Here is a 15,132-nt window from a genome sequence, read left to right on the forward strand (position 1 = left end):
AATTAACCCGAGTCAAACTGCCCCTAGCAATGGCTTGCGGGCCGCAAGTGCTTCCATTGTGTCGCATTTTATGAAAAAGGCGGCCAATTGACGTTAGGGTGATGAAAATGAAAACCTTTTTCGGGACAGGTTCCGGGTCAGAATTTGGAAAGATCGTCGCAATGGATCGCTTTGACAGTGGGCGCAGCCTTTCGCCGATCCGCCAGGCCGAGGCGTATTGGACCGCATTGCTAAGCGGTGACAGCGTACCAATGCGCTCTCAAATCGACCCGCGCGGTCTTGAGAACGTTCTTGAATACACTTTCATCCTTGAACGTATTGCGCCCGGCCTGGCCCGATTTCGTCTGGCAGGCAGCCATCTGAACGCACTTGCGGGTATGGAAGTTCGGGGTATGCCTCTTACAGCTTTCTTTCAGCCGGATACCAGAGCGCAAACCAAGGATATATTGGAACAGGTATTTGCAGCCCCCGCTGTCGCAGAACTGGGATTGATTTCGGGTGGTGAATTGGGCCGCAGGCGGATGCAGGCCCGGATGATCCTTCTGCCGCTGAAAAGCGATCTGGGGGATGTCAGCCGGGTGTTGGGAGTCATGATCGCTGATGGTGCAATCGGCAAAACGCCCCGCCGGTTTTCAATCTCGGATACGCGGATCAAACCGGTTTCTGAGGTTCAGTCGCCCGCTCCCTCTGCGCGCCAGCCTGCCGAAGGTTTTGCAGAGGAACAAAGCGGCTTCAAACGTTCGATCGGGCACCTGCATCTGGTCGTGTCGCGCGACGATTGAAACTGACCCATTATCCCAGACGAAATACAGCGGACCTTGGCCCGCTGTTTTTCATTTATCTAAAGCGCTGCTTAACTCGCGGCGCGTTTGGAACCGTTGCGACGCAAATTGGTCAGTTCTTCCGCCACCAGGAAAGCCAATTCCAGCGATTGCGACGCGTTCAAACGCGGATCACAGGCAGTGTGGTAACGATCTGACAGGTCTTCTTCGGTAACTGCGCGTACACCACCGGTGCATTCCGTTACATCCAGACCGGTCATCTCGAAATGCACACCGCCAGGAATGGTGCCCTCGGCCTGATGGACGCCGAAGAAGTCACGCACCTCGCGCAGAACAGAATCAAACGGGCGGGTTTTGTACCCTGTGGCCGATTTGATCGTGTTCCCGTGCATTGGGTCGCAGACCCAGGTGACATTAGCCCCTTCTTCCTTCACGGCTTTGACCAGACGCGGCAGATGCTCACCTGCTTTGCCCGCGCCGAAACGAGCGATCAGGGTCAGACGCCCCTCTTCGTTGTCCGGGTTGAGCTTGGACATCAGAACCTTGAGGTCTTCGGCAGTCGTTGTCGGACCACATTTCAAACCAATCGGGTTTTGAACTCCGCGGCAGAACTCCACGTGCGCCCCATCGGGCTGACGCGTACGGTCACCGATCCAGATCATGTGACCAGAACCAGCCAGCCAGTTGCCCGAGGTCGAATCCAGACGCGTCAACGCCTCTTCATATTCAAGCAACAGCCCTTCGTGGCTGGTGTAGAACTCAACGGTCGAGAACTCGTGCGTGGTATCCGCCGTGATTCCCGCCGCTTCCATGAAGTCGATGGTGTCCTGAATACGATCTGCAATCTCGGAATACTTCTGAACGTCCTGTTCATCCGCAAAACCCAGTGTCCAAGCATGAACACGGCTCATATCCGCAAAACCACCTGTCGAAAATGCGCGCAGCAGGTTCAGAGTGGCCGCCGCCTGCGTGTAGGCCTGCAACATCTTCTGAGGATTCGGAATCCGGGCTTCGGGTGTGAAGGCCAGTTCGTTGATGATATCGCCGCGGTAGCTGGGCAGTTCCACGCCATCCACCACCTCGGTTGGTGCACTGCGCGGTTTGGCGAACTGACCGGCCATGCGGCCGACTTTGACAACTGGCACTTTCGCACCATAGGTCAGAACCATTGCCATCTGCAGCATCACCTTAAAGGTGTCACGGATCGCATCCGCGCTGAATTGTTCAAAGCTTTCAGCGCAATCCCCGCCTTGCAGCAGGAAGGCCTCGCCGCGACCGGCGGCACCCAGATGTTGTTTGAGACGCCGCGCCTCACCGGCAAAGACCAGCGGGGGATACTGCGAAAGCTGAGCCTCGACTTTGGCCAGCGCGGCCGCGTCGGTATACTCTGGCATCTGAACCCGGGGCTTGTTGCGCCAGTTCGATTTTTGCCACTCGGTCATAGCTTTGATCTCCGCTGAAGTTTTCAGGAGGTCTCTATACAAAATGCAAAGAAGAGTGACCATATCCCTTTTGCGCCTCTTGACTGCGTAAACAAGCTTTGATCATGGTAGCTGTCAAATCAGCCGTTGGATGAGCTATGATCCGGCAGCGAAGTAAGGACATCTCGCCATGCAAGAGCAACGCCAAGTTGTCACGGTGGAAGACACTGCGGCCCCACCCCGGAATTTCGTTTTTGTCCTCTTGGACAAATTCTCGCTTCTGTCCTTTGCTTCGGCGCTTGACAGTCTGCGCATTGCCAACCGCATGGCGAACAGACAGCTTTATACATGGAGGCTTATGGGTGAAGGCGGGGAAACGGTAACCTGCTCAGCCGGGACCGAATTCAGGCTGGACAATGATCTGGTAGAGCTGCAGCGCGACGACGTCGTTCTGATCTGCGGTGGCGTGGATGTTCAGGCGGCCACCAGCAAACGCGTGCTGAACTGGCTGCGGCGCGAGGCGCGGCGCGGCTTACGGATTGGAGGTCTTTGTACAGCGGCTTATACTCTGGCAAAGGCCGGGTTGCTGGATAACAAAAAGGCAACGATTCACTGGGAAAACTCTGACAGCTTTATCGAGGAATTTGAGGAAGTTGAGCTGACGAAAGCCGTCTTTCAGATCGATGGCAGCCGTATGACAACCGCCGGCGGCACCTCCTCGATCGACCTGATGCTCAAGCTGATTGCAGATGACTATGGCGAGGATCTGGCCAACGCAGTGGCGGATCAGATGATCTATTCTTCGATCCGAACCGACCAGGATACGCAACGCCTGTCCACGCCGACCCGGATTGGCGTGCGGCATCCGAAGTTGAGTCAGGTCATCCTGATGATGGAAAAGAACATCGAAGAGCCGATCTCACCCTCGATTCTGGCCAAGGACGTCGGCATGTCGACCCGTCAGCTGGAGCGCCTGTTCCGCCGGTATCTCAGCCGTTCACCCAAGCGCTATTACATGGAACTGCGACTGCACAAAGCCCGGAACCTTTTGATGCAGACGGATATGAGCGTAATCAACGTGGCGCTTGCCTGTGGTTTTGCCTCGCCCAGCCATTTCTCGAAATGCTACCGCGCGCACTACAACACCACACCTTATCGCGAACGTGGCGCACAAAGCGGAAGGCTGTCTGTTTAAGGTCTGTACTCAGAACTCTTTCTCGAAATAGTGCAGGTACGGCCGGAGCATGGGCTGCTCCTCATAGGTTGTCGTCTTGATCGGAGTGTCCAATTCCACAAACCCAAGTTTTGGGTACAAAGACCGCATTTCTACATTTGGTGTTAGCGTATCCGCGACAAGCCGCTTCAGCCCCATGTCTCGGGCGGCTTGTTCCCGCGCTTGGATCAATGCGCGTCCTGTCCCGGTGCCACGTGCGTCTTCAGTTACAAATACACGTTTCAACTCGCCGGTTTGGTGATCAAAGCGCTTCATCATTCCACACCCCACGATTTTGCCATCGCGGTTTTTTGCGAGGATCAGGCATCCGTACGGAGGTATGTAGTCATTTAGGTTGGCCCAGAATTCCTCTAGCGCGCTTTTCGGCGCCGCAGGATCCAACTCGAACCCCATACCCTGCATTCTTTGAGTGATAAGGGCATAATACTTCTCTAAAATCACATTCAGCTCAGCCTTCGGCGGCATGCTTGTGCACAGTTCAATTCCGAAATCACTCATTCATAAACCCTAATCCGCAAAAACTGTTGGACAGAGTGACTGCGAAGATCGAAACGTGCAAACGGAATTGTACTGTCTTCTGGCTGCCCACGTCGATCAATTCGGAGCAGACATCCTGTAAACCGCCCCCCGACCGACCGAGATAAACCAGATCGATCCGTCCGGTGCTTCGACGACATCTCGGACACGCTCGGTCTCGGAAGCTTTTATCTGTTCAACTTCGCGCAGCGGCGTTCCGGCCAAACGTGCGATATAGTCGAATTTTAGCGACCCTACGAAAATGTCACCCTTCCATTTCGGCCACATCTTGCCGGAGTAAACCAGCAGACCCGAAGGTGCTATGGACGGATCCCAATAAAGAACGGGTTGTTCCATTCCGTCTTTCGACGTGCCTTCCCCAATCTTATTGCCAGAATAGTGCGTACCGTAAGAAATGACCGGCCACCCAAAGTTCCGACCCGCGCGGGGTTGGTTGACCTCGTCCCCGCCTTTTGCACCATGTTCCGAAATCCACAGTCGCCCTCGTGCATCCAGCCCGGCCCCCTGCGGGTTTCTGTGGCCATAGGACCAGATCTCTGGCCGTATGTTAGACCGCCCGACAAATGGGTTATCCGCAGGGACCGTCCCATCGCGGTTGATCCGGATAACCGAACCCATGTGGTTGGACCTGTCCTGCGCATTATCCGGCTGACCCCGATCCCCAATGGTTACAAACAGTGTCCCATCCTGTGCCTCGACCACTCGGCTGCCGAAATGCCGTCCGCCTGATCCGCCGGGGGATGCCTCGAAAATCACGAGTAGATTAGTCAGGCGCTTGCCGTTCTCGGATAGGCGCGCGACAGCGACAGCTGTACCTGCCCCACCACGTTGTGGTTTTGAAAAAGTCAGAAAAATCTCACGGCTTTGATTGAAATCGCGCGGGATGGTGACGTCCAGCAACCCACCCTGCCCCGAAGCTGCGACTTTGGGAACACCCGATACGGTTTTCGCCTGACCGTCCTGCACATACAGGAGGTCTCCGTCGCGTTCAGTGACAAGGAAACTTCCGTCCGGCAGGATGCCCACTGCCCACGGTGTATCCAGCCCGCCGACCATTTCTGTGAGTTCAATATTCCCGGCCGAGGTCGACACTGTTTGCGCCCAGACGCTTCCAGTCCAAAGGGTGACGAACAGAATCGCGGCAGCTCTGAGCATGTTGGCCCCCTTTCCGTGACAATCACAGGTAAACCTTAACAAAACAGATAGATTTCCAATCGGCAAAAACACGTTTGCGTTAGGACTTTTCTTTTCCGGGCAGCTTGCCTAGGTTCGTGGCCAGAATGAACACCTTCACGATAGGGAGTAACCATATGAAAAAGCTGCTTACTGCAACTGCAGCAACCGCGTTGCTGGCCGGCACCGCCATGGCCGAGGATGTAAAGCTTGGCATTATGTTCGGTTTTACCGGACCGATTGAAACTCTGTCCCCGGCAATGGCATCCGGCGCAGAGCTGGCGATGAAAGAGGTAACCGAATCCGGCAAGTTGCTGGATGGCTCATCCGTCACCGCCGTCCGCGCGGACACGGGATGCGCTGACAACGCACTGGCAACATCGGGTGCCGAGCGCATTATTGCGGAAGGAATCAACGGGCTTATCGGCGGCGACTGCTCTGGCGTGACCGGCGCAATCCTGCAAAATGTTGCCGTGCCAAATGGGATGGTCATGATCTCACCCTCGGCTACGTCGCCCGGTCTTTCGACGATGGAAGACAACAACCTGTTTTTCCGCACGTCGCCTTCCGACGCGCGCGAAGGTGAAATCATGGCCCAGATCCTGAAGGATCGCGGCGTCAATTCCATCGCGTTGACCTACACGAACAATGACTACGGCAAGGGTATTTCCGAAGCCATCAAAAGCTCTTTCGAAGCCGTCGGCGGTGAGGTCACAATTGTTGCCGCACACGAGGATGGAAAGGCTGATTATTCTGCCGAAGTCGGCGCTCTGGCCTCGGCCGGTGGCGACATTCTGGTCGTGGCAGGATACCTCGACCAAGGTGGTCTGGGCATTATTCAGGCGTCGCTGGACAGCGGTGCATTCGATACGTTTGGTTTGCCCGGCGGCATGATCGGCGATTCGCTGCCAGAGAATGTAGGTCCTGATCTGAACGGCTCGTTCGGCCAGGCCCCCGGTTCGACAAGCGAAGCCGCCGACAAGTTCTTTGCATTGGCTGAGGCCGAAGGCTTTGACGGATCGTCCATTTTTGTTCCTGAGTCATATGACGCGGCAGCGCTGTTTATGTTGGCAATGCAGGCGGCAGGTTCCACCAACCCGGCCGACTACGGCGCCAAGATTTTCGATGTGGCCAACGCGCCCGGCGAGAAAATCTATCCGGGTGAACTGGCCAAGGGTCTGGAACTGATCGCTGCCGGACAGGACATCGACTATGTCGGCGCTTCGAGTGTTGAGCTTATCGGCCCTGGTGAATCGGCTGGTTCCTATCGCGAGATCGAGGTGGTCGACGGAGAAATGAAGACCGTCAACTACCGTTGATCCCACTCTAAAAGTCACGCGAATAAGCAGCCCGGGCCTTGTGTCCGGGCTGTTTCAATGAAAAAAGACCGCACCCCGACAAAACGGGGCAGAAACAACAGCGCCGAAAACGGCGACAAGGGGAAAAGATGATCGTCGTCGAAAACGTGCACAAGCATTTCGGCGGGTTTCACGCGGTGGACGGGGCATCGCTGGAAATCCAGAAAGGGTCGATCACCGGCTTGATCGGGCCGAACGGAGCTGGAAAAACCACTCTGTTCAATGTGATCGCAGGTGTTCTGCCGCCGACCAGAGGCAAGGTTGTGATGGACGGCGAGGATATTACCGGCCTGCCCCCGCATGAGCTGTTTCACAAGGGTCTTCTGCGCACATTCCAGATCGCGCACGAGTTCTCGTCCATGTCCTGCCGCGAGAATCTGATGATGGTGCCTGGTGCCCAAACAGGTGAAACACTGTGGAATACGTGGTTTGGCCGCAAACGCATCGCAGATGAAGAACGGGCGCTAAAGGCAAAAGCCGACGAAGTGCTTGAATTCCTGACCATTGAGCATCTGGCCGACCACAAGGCTGGTCAGGTGTCCGGCGGTCAAAAGAAATTGCTGGAACTTGGCCGCACCATGATGGTCGATGCCAAGATCGTGTTCCTGGACGAGGTTGGCGCGGGTGTGAACCGCACGCTGTTGATGACCATCGCCGACACGATTCTGCGCCTGAACAAGGAACGCGGCTATACATTCGTCGTCATCGAACACGACATGGATTTCATCGGCAAAATCTGTGACCCGGTCATCTGTATGGCAGAGGGTAAGGTTCTGGCCGAAGGAACTCTGGACCAGATCAAAGCCAACGAGCACGTGATCGAGGCCTATCTGGGCACCGGCCTGAAGAACAAGGACAAGCTGGAGGCCGGGGCATGAGCGACAACCCCTATCAGGATGACAAGGGCAACAAGGACGCCTCGATCACCAACACTCAGGGTATCGGTACGATGACGCCTGCCCATCGCAAAAGCGGTGAGACCCATCCGGTTGAAGGCAGCCCCTTTCTGATCGGTGACACCATGACCGGGGGCTACGGCAAAGGGCCGGATATTCTGCATGACTGCACCATTGCCGTGGACAAGGGCGAAATTGCCGTCATCGTAGGCCCCAATGGCGCGGGTAAATCGACCGCGATGAAAGCCGTGTTTGGTATGCTGAACGTTCGGTCAGGTTCGGTGCGGCTGGATGGCGAAGACATCACCAGCCTTACGCCACAGGACCGGGTGATCAGGGGCATGGGGTTTGTGCCGCAAACGCAGAATATCTTTACGTCGATGACGGTGGAAGAAAACCTGGAAATGGGTGCCTTCATCCGCCGCGACGACATCAGCCAGACGATGGAGCAGGTCTATGATCTCTTCCCCATCCTCCGCGACAAACGCCATCAGGCCGCAGGAGAGCTGTCAGGCGGCCAGCGCCAGCAGGTCGCCGTGGGTCGCGCGCTGATGACCCAACCCAAGGTGCTGATGCTGGACGAACCCACCGCAGGTGTTTCGCCCATCGTCATGGATGAGCTGTTTGACCGGATCATCGAGGTTTCACGCACCGGACTGCCGATCCTGATGGTCGAACAGAATGCCCGTCAAGCACTAGAAATCGCAGACAAAGGCTATGTTCTGGTTCAGGGGCGGAATGCTTATACCGGTACCGGTAAGGAATTGTTGGCCGATCCAGAGGTGCGTAAGAGCTTCTTGGGGGGGTGAGGGTGAGGATATTTGTCGCCTCAACAATTCTAACTTTGGCATCAACCCAGTTATTTGCCAACGAAGTTACACAATGCACTCTCGTATTTACCTGTGCGAACGCCCATCCCTGTCAAACGACAAAAACTGGCGAAGGGATTGATTTCGAATTCGAGAAACTTCCGGGCGATCAGCTTCGTGTCGATCTCGGTGACGGCGGATTGCCTCTATTCGACATTGTACAGGTTTCCGACGACCTAATGACCGGGTTTGGCTGGAACGAAGATCTCTCTGCGTCATACACGTTCAGTGTATTTGCCGACGGTATCGTCGCATACACAACACATGTATATACCGGCAAAGGTATTAGCCTAACCGGTCTCGGCCGCTGCGAGATGTAAGACTAAGGGACGTCCTCAAGGTCTTTAAGGCATTGCGCAGCTTCGTCCTTTTCCCCGCGTTTGTCCCGCCAAAACTTGATCCCTCGGAACGCTTAGATAATGCAAGTACGCGACCCCAATAAATTACCAGCACTCGCCCGTACTACTGACCAAGTGACTAGCCTTCCTAACCTTCTATCAGATGGACGTCGAAGGCGGATGCAGTCGTTTACAACCGCCTTTCCAACCCTCACCCCGCCGGGTTGCTGCAATACCCGGAATCATTCGCCGCGTGTGGGCCTTTAATCGACATGTCATAGTGCAGATTGTCGAAATTCACCACAAAGGTCACCACGTCCTGATCCATGATATGCAGGAAAGTCAATGAGTTCAGGCCGGGAATGATCTGAGCTTCACCTTTGATTTTGTCGGCCACGATAAACCCTTTGTCGGTTGCGCCGGATCGCGCCAGCGTCACTGATCCGCCGCTCTTGTCCGACTCGCAATTGACGACAAAATCCGCACCGTTCAAAGGGTCTTCGGTTGCGGCCTGAGAGAGTGTAGGCAACAGCAAACCTGCAGTGATAAGAGCGACAAATTTCATGGTCTTCCTTCCTTTGTGTTCCGGGCCCGCTTCGAAATGAGTGATTTCTCCCACGGGATCGGTCTGACGAATTGCCATCAGCTGCGATCATTTTTGAAGACACTCGCAGCCAGACGACGAACCCAACCTAAGAAAAGGCAATTTGTTTCAAAGGGGTAAGTCAGGAACTTCACCGGAACGTGAGCCTCGGTGAAACTGTGTGGACACAAGTTGAGACCTCCGGGCAACTGGTAACTTCGACCCACGGATTTGCTCATCTGATTACCAATATGACGTACCTGATTCACTTGGCTCAGGGCCGCATTTTGTTTGCAATATGTCAGGAAAATGGAGCCAGGTGTCCGGATCTGACAGCGTGATTGATAAATACCTGTTTTATCAAGTTTTTTGGAGACCCGGAGCGCAGCCAACACAGCCTGTCATGTCATGCCAAAAAACAAGGCAGGGCTAAATTTGCGACATAATGAGACTTTAGGCGGTCCGTGATCGTCGCCCAAAACGGTTCCTCAGACCAAACGGTTCCGCACATGGAAGGCGCAATAATAACCAATCAAGGACCCTCAAAAAATGAAGACATGGATCGCTCTGTCGTTTGGCCTGTTTGCAGCAACTCAGGCTATGGCTGAAGAACGTCACTTTGTTTGTATTTCAGACCGAGATGGCAGTGAAGTTCGCCTGACCCGTGCTCCGACCGGTGACAAGGGGAGCATTGAAACCCCGAAAATCAAAGGCGACGCCGTTGTGTTCAAAGGCGTTGGCAGCACAACCTTCATGCACATCAAAGATCAGGATGTCATGACTGTTGTCGTGCATTTCGATGACATGTCGTACGACCTGTCCGTCAAAGGACCCCTTGCCGACGAAGATCGCGGCATGTGCCAAGAAGTACAGGCTTGATTTCCTAACTGCCTGAGGTGTCGCCAACATCCTTAGACCGCAGCACGCGGCAGGAAGTTGGCGATCCGGGTATGTCTCACAAACCCGTGGAGACCGAAAGCAGGCGGTTACTCTCACCTGCCCCGTCGTTCATGCGACCGTCGCGCGTAAAGGTGCAGGATCTTACGAGGCATTCGCTGCCAGCAGTTCAGCCTGAACAAAAACGTGCAAAAAAGGCCCAAACATCTCACTGAAATCCGCGTCGTTATGTTGAAGTCCCAACCGCGCGCATGCCATAAGGCCGCACCCGGACAGTGAGAAGAATTCATGGATTTACTGAACGCGTTGGTTGCTCTGGCCAACTTTGTCATCGTGCCAGCAGTCGCTTATGGCAGTCAGCTGGCGTTGGGAGCGCTTGGCGTGACCCTGATCTACGGCATCCTGCGATTTTCGAACTTTGCCCATGGCGACACCATGGCTTTTGGCGCGATGATCGCAGTTCTGGTCACCTGGGGCCTGCAGGCCGCCGGCATCAGTTTTGGACCATTGCCAACCGCCCTGCTCGCCCTGCCCTTTGCCATCCTTGGCTGTATCGTTTTGGTGCTGGTCACCGACCGGCTGGTCTACAAATTCTACCGCGAACAAAAGGCGAAACCGGTCATACTGGTGATCGTTTCAATGGGCGTGATGTTCATGATGAACGGCCTTGTGCGGTTTATCATCGGACCAGACGATCAAAGGTTCTCAGACGGCGCACGGTTCATTGTCTCAGCACGCGATTTCAAGGAGATGACCGGACTGCGTGAAGGTCTGGCAATCAAGACGTCGCAGGGTATTACCGTGATCGTGGCCGTTGGTGCCGTGGTTCTGCTATTTTGGTTCCTTAACAAAACGCGTACGGGCAAATCGATGCGTGCCTATTCGGATAACGAGGATCTGGCGCTGTTATCGGGCATCAACCCGGAACGCGTGGTGATGATCACATGGATTATCGTGGCAGCCCTGGCGACAACCGCTGGTGTCCTTTACGGCTTGGACAAGAGCTTCAAGCCTTTCGTCTATTTCCAGCTTCTGCTGCCGATCTTTGCCTCGGCCATCGTGGGTGGTTTGGGGAACCCTCTTGGCGCTATTGCGGGCGGGTTCATCATCGCGTTTTCCGAAGTGACGATCACCTATGCCTGGAAGAAAGTCCTGACGTATTTAGCGCCCGAAAGCCTCGCACCGTCAGGATTGGTGCAACTTCTGTCCACCGATTACAAATTTGCCGTCAGTTTCGTCATCCTGCTGATTGTGCTTCTGTTTAAGCCCACGGGTCTGTTCAAGGGGAAAGCAGTATGACCGACTCTGTCAAAAACACGCTGCTTTTCGTGGTTATTGGCTGCCTGATTCTGTTAACTGGTTTCACACAAAGCTGGAACACTGCGATCCTGATCCTGAACATGGGTCTAATTTCCGCCATCATGGCGATCGGAGTAAACCTGCAATGGGGCTTTGCTGGCCTGTTTAATGTGGGTGTCATGGGCTTTGTTGCGCTGGGCGGTCTGGCCGTGGTGCTGGTCTCGACGCCACCCACCCCAGGTGCATGGTCTGCTGGCGGCTTTGGTATCGTACTGTCTCTGCTGCTGGGAGCTGCGACAGTAGTTGCAGCGGGTCTGGTGGCCACGAAGATGCCAAAAGGTCGTGTGCGAACTCTGGCGATCATCGCTGTTCTGGTCGTGGGCTTTTTCGTCTATCGCGCTGTATTCGATCCCAGCATTGCTGCGGTCGAGGCCATCGACCCGGCAATTGCTGGCAACATTGGCGGCCTGAACCTGCCTGTTCTGCTGGCCTGGCCCGCAGGGGGTCTGCTGGCGGCGGGCGCGGCGTGGCTGATCGGAAAAACGGCGCTGGGGCTGCGGTCTGATTATCTGGCGATTGCCACACTGGGTATTGCCGAAATCATCATCGCGGTCATGAAGAACGAAGACTGGCTGGCCCGGGGGGTCAAGAATGTCTACGGCATCCCGCGCCCGTCCCCTGTTGTGGGCTATGAAGTAGATTTACAGAATGATCCTGCTTTTCTGACCCGGGCCGAATGGTTTGGGCTGGATCCGGTCACTGCCTCGACACTTTCGGTCAAACTAGGCTATTCGCTGCTGTTCTTGATCGTGCTTCTGGTACTGCTCTGGATGGCTCAGATGGCGTTGAAAAGCCCATGGGGCCGTATGATGCGTGCCATCCGGGACAACGAAATGGCGGCTGAAGCCATGGGCAAGGACGTCACCCGTCGCCATCTTCAGATCTTTGTGCTGGGCTCGGCTATCTGCGGTATCGCGGGCGCCATGATGACCACACTGGACGGCCAGCTGACACCAAGCGCTTACCAACCGCTGCGCTTTACCTTTTTGGTCTGGGTGATGGTGATCGTGGGTGGTTCGGGTAACAATTTCGGGGCCGTTTTGGGCGCATTCCTGATCTGGTTCCTGTGGGTTCAGGTGGAACCGATTGGCCTGTGGTTGATGAATGTCATTACCGCCGGTTTGCCGGATGGAAGTGCGCTAAAATCCCATCTGTTGGACAGCGCCGCACATATGCGCCTGTTTACGATGGGCCTGATCCTGTTGATTGTTCTCAGATTCAGTCCAAGGGGACTGATCCCCGAGAAATAGATCACGATCGCCTTCAATAAGCGAAACCGTGCCTTTCAACCGGCACGGTTTCTTGATTCATAAAGGCTTTTTGAATAAACGGCCCCATCGCAGTGTTTTCCTGTTGCGGTATGTCGCTGGCACTCACACCCGACTACGCCGATCTGTAACGATCATTCACACGTGTTGAAAAGAGTAAGAAATGAAAGCACCACGCCTCAAAACACTTGTTCTGTTTCCGGTTGTTGCCGTTGTAACAGCCGCCTGTATCCCCTCTCCGGAAGAACTGGAGACGACTCCTGTCAAGGTCCAGACGCCCAAAGGTGTCGTGACCTGTCAGTTGTACCGCCAGGATCGGGTGACCTGGGATCGTGCAATTGATTTCCCGGCCACAAAAATGTCTGTTCCCGAAGCGGACGCCTATTGCCGTCAGGAAGGCCAGCGCCGCCTGAAGTGAACTTTACGGCGCCCGTGATGGGCGCCGTTCCGTCATCTGTTGCGGAACAAACCGCCCAGAATGCCGCGCACAATCCGGCGTCCGGTCGTACCTTTCAGTTCCTTGATAACGGCGTCGGTCATTGCCGTAGCGAACGTGTCTTTCCGGCGTTGCACCCGGGAAGAGGATCTGCCCACCCGGCTGCCCGAGTATCTTCGGGCCGATGAATACTCCCGCTCAACTGGTGACTGCGCCTCAAGCACCTCTTCGGCTTCGGCCTGTTCGGCCGCCTTAGCCGCAGCCTCCGCGCGGGCCTGAAGGATTTCAAAGGCGGACTTTCGATCTATTCCTTTGTCATATTTTCCGGCCATCGGTGACGCGTCGAGAATAGCCCGACGTTCAGCATCCGAAATCGGCCCAAGCTGAGACCCCGGTGGACGAATCAGCGTGCGTTCGACAATCCCGGGGACACCTTTTTTCTGCAGCATCGACGTGACAGCCTCACCAACGCCGACCTCACGAATCGCTGCTTCGGTGTCAAAGGCCGGATTCTCGCGGTAGGTTTCCGCCGCCAGACGCAGGTTCTTACGGTCACGCGCCGTGAACGCCCGCAAAGCATGCTGAACGCGATTGCCCAACTGGCCCAGAATATCCTCGGGTATATCGGCAGGGTTCTGAGTGATGAAATAGACCCCCACGCCCTTTGAGCGGATCAGGCGGGCAACCTGTTCAACCTTGTCCACCAGCACTTTTGGGGCACCATCAAACAGAAGATGCGCCTCGTCAAAAAAGAACACCAGCTTGGGTTTTTCAGGGTCACCGACTTCGGGAAGTTCCTCAAACAATTCGCTCAGCAACCATAGCAGGAAGGTCGCATATAGCCGTGGTGAGGCCATCAGTTTGTCCGAAGCCAGGATATTCACCATCCCCTGCCCGTTTTCATCGGTGCGCATCAGATCGGCCAGATCCAGCGCGGGCTCGCCAAACAGCTTTGTTCCGCCTTGGTTTTCAAGCACCAGCAACCGCCGTTGGATTGCGCCGATCGAAGATGTCGATACATTGCCGTATCTCAATGAAAGCTGCGCCCGGTTTTCTCCGATCCAGACCAACAGCGCCTGAAGATCTTTGAGATCCAGCAGCGGCATCCCCTCTTCATCGGCCACGCGGAACGCGATGTTCAGAATGCCTTCCTGTGCTTCGCTCAATTCCATCAACCGGGACAGCAGCAAAGGCCCCATTTCGGTGACCGTCGTGCGCACCGGGTGGCCCTGTTCACCAAATAAATCCCAGAATGTGACCGGGCAGGCAGAATAGGCGAAATCGTCAAACCCGATGCGACCAGCACGGTCCATAAACGCCTGATGCAGTTTGTGCGCATCGCTTCCGGGTAAAGCCAGCCCCGACAAATCACCTTTAACATCAGATAAAAAAACCGGAACTCCGGCCTGAGAGAACCCTTCCGCCAGGATTTGCAACGTTACGGTTTTACCGGTCCCGGTCGCACCGGCAATCAGCCCATGGCGGTTGGCGTATTTCAGCGCCAGTTCCTGCGGCTGGCCATAGCCCTCGCCACCGCCGCCCATAAAGATATTCTTGCCCATTAACATTGCCTTATATTTCACCGATCCGTGACCAGCATACAAAGTTAACCTTTGACTGCGATAGTCAATTTGCCCTGCGGTGGTTTCCTTCGCGTGGGGCAGACTTCCTCCCTGTCGACTGGCCGTGCCTTCGGGCACGGCTTTTTTGTCAGTCCAAGAAAGGTTTTAAAGTTCTGATGGGCAGATTAAAATTTGAGGATAGCTGTTGACCCGTCTGCGCCCCTTTCGTAGGGTTTGCGCATAAATAAGTCGGCCAGTCCGACGGGGAGAACCTTTTGGGAAAGAGAGCTGGCTAAAACAGCTCTCTTTTTCTGTTACACGATAGCTCGTTTTGTTGTTCCGGCAGGAATCCGTTCACGTTCAGACAAGCTGTTCCGTTAGTGCCTGACACCAGTTCAGAAGAATGTTAAACGAAGCAA

Annotated in this window: 15 protein-coding genes; 10 read left to right on the forward strand and 5 right to left on the reverse strand. The window is 55.2% G+C overall.

The window, feature by feature from the left end:
• Positions 1-107: 107 nt before the first annotated feature.
• The gene (locus ACR0K5_RS06645) at positions 108-782 is read left to right on the forward strand and encodes a PAS domain-containing protein (RefSeq protein WP_480628925.1); all 675 of its coding nucleotides are present in this window, start codon (positions 108-110) and stop codon (positions 780-782) included.
• A 71-nt stretch (positions 783-853) separates the two neighbouring features.
• Here the strand turns inward: ACR0K5_RS06645 and ACR0K5_RS06650 are convergent, their stop codons facing one another.
• The gene (locus ACR0K5_RS06650) at positions 854-2,224 is read right to left on the reverse strand and encodes a class II 3-deoxy-7-phosphoheptulonate synthase (protein WP_480628926.1); all 1,371 of its coding nucleotides are present in this window, start codon (positions 2,222-2,224) and stop codon (positions 854-856) included.
• 169 nt (positions 2,225-2,393) lie between these two features.
• On the opposite strand from ACR0K5_RS06650, the gene ACR0K5_RS06655 reads away from it, so the two are divergent.
• Entirely contained in the window at positions 2,394-3,398 is a 1,005-nt protein-coding gene (locus ACR0K5_RS06655) for a GlxA family transcriptional regulator (RefSeq protein ID WP_480628927.1), read from the forward strand.
• Between the two features lie 9 nt (positions 3,399-3,407).
• On the opposite strand, the gene ACR0K5_RS06660 is transcribed toward ACR0K5_RS06655, so the two are convergent.
• Complete coding sequence (locus ACR0K5_RS06660; RefSeq protein ID WP_480628928.1) at positions 3,408-3,935, reverse strand: GNAT family N-acetyltransferase; 528 nt, start codon at positions 3,933-3,935, stop codon at positions 3,408-3,410.
• A gap of 96 nt (positions 3,936-4,031) precedes the next feature.
• Positions 4,032-5,129, reverse strand: coding sequence for a PQQ-dependent sugar dehydrogenase (locus ACR0K5_RS06665; protein WP_480628929.1), 1,098 nt, complete (start codon positions 5,127-5,129; stop codon positions 4,032-4,034).
• Between the two features lie 155 nt (positions 5,130-5,284).
• Between ACR0K5_RS06665 and ACR0K5_RS06670 the strand changes: the two genes are divergently transcribed.
• The 4 genes from ACR0K5_RS06670 to ACR0K5_RS06685 all read left to right on the forward strand — a co-directional run bounded on the left by ACR0K5_RS06670 (position 5,285) and on the right by ACR0K5_RS06685 (position 8,590).
• On the forward strand, positions 5,285-6,466 hold the full coding sequence (locus tag ACR0K5_RS06670; protein ID WP_480628930.1) for an ABC transporter substrate-binding protein: 1,182 nt from the start codon (positions 5,285-5,287) through the stop codon (positions 6,464-6,466).
• A 128-nt stretch (positions 6,467-6,594) separates the two neighbouring features.
• Positions 6,595-7,383 carry an ABC transporter ATP-binding protein gene (locus tag ACR0K5_RS06675; protein WP_480628931.1) on the forward strand — a complete coding sequence of 263 codons (789 nt, stop codon included), beginning with the start codon at positions 6,595-6,597 and terminating at the stop codon, positions 7,381-7,383.
• Positions 7,380-8,210, forward strand: coding sequence for an ABC transporter ATP-binding protein (locus tag ACR0K5_RS06680; RefSeq protein WP_480628932.1), 831 nt, complete (start codon positions 7,380-7,382; stop codon positions 8,208-8,210). Before ACR0K5_RS06675 ends, ACR0K5_RS06680 begins: the two co-directional genes overlap by 4 nt.
• Before the next feature lie 2 nt (positions 8,211-8,212).
• A complete protein-coding gene (locus ACR0K5_RS06685; protein ID WP_480628933.1) occupies positions 8,213-8,590 on the forward strand; it encodes a hypothetical protein in 378 nt (125 codons plus the stop codon).
• Positions 8,591-8,819: 229 nt separating this feature from the next.
• Here the strand turns inward: ACR0K5_RS06685 and ACR0K5_RS06690 are convergent, their stop codons facing one another.
• Positions 8,820-9,173 carry a hypothetical protein gene (locus tag ACR0K5_RS06690; protein ID WP_480628934.1) on the reverse strand — a complete coding sequence of 118 codons (354 nt, stop codon included), beginning with the start codon at positions 9,171-9,173 and terminating at the stop codon, positions 8,820-8,822.
• A 567-nt stretch (positions 9,174-9,740) separates the two neighbouring features.
• Here ACR0K5_RS06690 and ACR0K5_RS06695 point away from each other — a divergent pair.
• From ACR0K5_RS06695 to ACR0K5_RS06710, 4 genes are all read left to right on the forward strand, one after another.
• Positions 9,741-10,070 (forward strand): hypothetical protein, encoded by a 330-nt coding sequence (locus tag ACR0K5_RS06695; protein WP_480628935.1) that lies wholly within the window; start codon positions 9,741-9,743, stop codon positions 10,068-10,070.
• Between the two features lie 306 nt (positions 10,071-10,376).
• Positions 10,377-11,387 (forward strand): branched-chain amino acid ABC transporter permease, encoded by a 1,011-nt coding sequence (locus tag ACR0K5_RS06700; protein WP_480628936.1) that lies wholly within the window; start codon positions 10,377-10,379, stop codon positions 11,385-11,387.
• Entirely contained in the window at positions 11,384-12,697 is a 1,314-nt protein-coding gene (locus tag ACR0K5_RS06705; RefSeq protein ID WP_480628937.1) for a branched-chain amino acid ABC transporter permease, read from the forward strand. The genes ACR0K5_RS06700 and ACR0K5_RS06705 overlap by 4 nt, the downstream gene beginning before the upstream one ends.
• A 181-nt stretch (positions 12,698-12,878) precedes the next feature.
• On the forward strand, positions 12,879-13,133 hold the full coding sequence (locus ACR0K5_RS06710; protein ID WP_480628938.1) for a hypothetical protein: 255 nt from the start codon (positions 12,879-12,881) through the stop codon (positions 13,131-13,133).
• A gap of 32 nt (positions 13,134-13,165) precedes the next feature.
• Here ACR0K5_RS06710 and ACR0K5_RS06715 read toward each other — a convergent pair whose 3' ends face one another.
• Entirely contained in the window at positions 13,166-14,713 is a 1,548-nt protein-coding gene (locus ACR0K5_RS06715) for a helicase HerA-like domain-containing protein (RefSeq protein ID WP_480628939.1), read from the reverse strand.
• Positions 14,714-15,132: the final 419 nt, after the last annotated feature.

Source organism: Ruegeria sp. AB9 (assembly GCF_056542585.1).

Coding starts and splice junctions, on each gene's coding strand:
- ACR0K5_RS06645 (WP_480628925.1), top strand. CDS start 108: ATGAAAACCTTTTTCGGGACAGGTTCCGGGTCAGAATTTGGAAAGATC.
- ACR0K5_RS06650 (WP_480628926.1), bottom strand. CDS start 2,224: ATGACCGAGTGGCAAAAATCGAACTGGCGCAACAAGCCCCGGGTTCAG.
- ACR0K5_RS06655 (WP_480628927.1), top strand. CDS start 2,394: ATGCAAGAGCAACGCCAAGTTGTCACGGTGGAAGACACTGCGGCCCCA.
- ACR0K5_RS06660 (WP_480628928.1), bottom strand. CDS start 3,935: ATGAGTGATTTCGGAATTGAACTGTGCACAAGCATGCCGCCGAAGGCT.
- ACR0K5_RS06665 (WP_480628929.1), bottom strand. CDS start 5,129: ATGCTCAGAGCTGCCGCGATTCTGTTCGTCACCCTTTGGACTGGAAGC.
- ACR0K5_RS06670 (WP_480628930.1), top strand. CDS start 5,285: ATGAAAAAGCTGCTTACTGCAACTGCAGCAACCGCGTTGCTGGCCGGC.
- ACR0K5_RS06675 (WP_480628931.1), top strand. CDS start 6,595: ATGATCGTCGTCGAAAACGTGCACAAGCATTTCGGCGGGTTTCACGCG.
- ACR0K5_RS06680 (WP_480628932.1), top strand. CDS start 7,380: ATGAGCGACAACCCCTATCAGGATGACAAGGGCAACAAGGACGCCTCG.
- ACR0K5_RS06690 (WP_480628934.1), bottom strand. CDS start 9,173: ATGAAATTTGTCGCTCTTATCACTGCAGGTTTGCTGTTGCCTACACTC.
- ACR0K5_RS06695 (WP_480628935.1), top strand. CDS start 9,741: ATGAAGACATGGATCGCTCTGTCGTTTGGCCTGTTTGCAGCAACTCAG.
- ACR0K5_RS06700 (WP_480628936.1), top strand. CDS start 10,377: ATGGATTTACTGAACGCGTTGGTTGCTCTGGCCAACTTTGTCATCGTG.
- ACR0K5_RS06705 (WP_480628937.1), top strand. CDS start 11,384: ATGACCGACTCTGTCAAAAACACGCTGCTTTTCGTGGTTATTGGCTGC.
- ACR0K5_RS06710 (WP_480628938.1), top strand. CDS start 12,879: ATGAAAGCACCACGCCTCAAAACACTTGTTCTGTTTCCGGTTGTTGCC.
- ACR0K5_RS06715 (WP_480628939.1), bottom strand. CDS start 14,713: ATGGGCAAGAATATCTTTATGGGCGGCGGTGGCGAGGGCTATGGCCAG.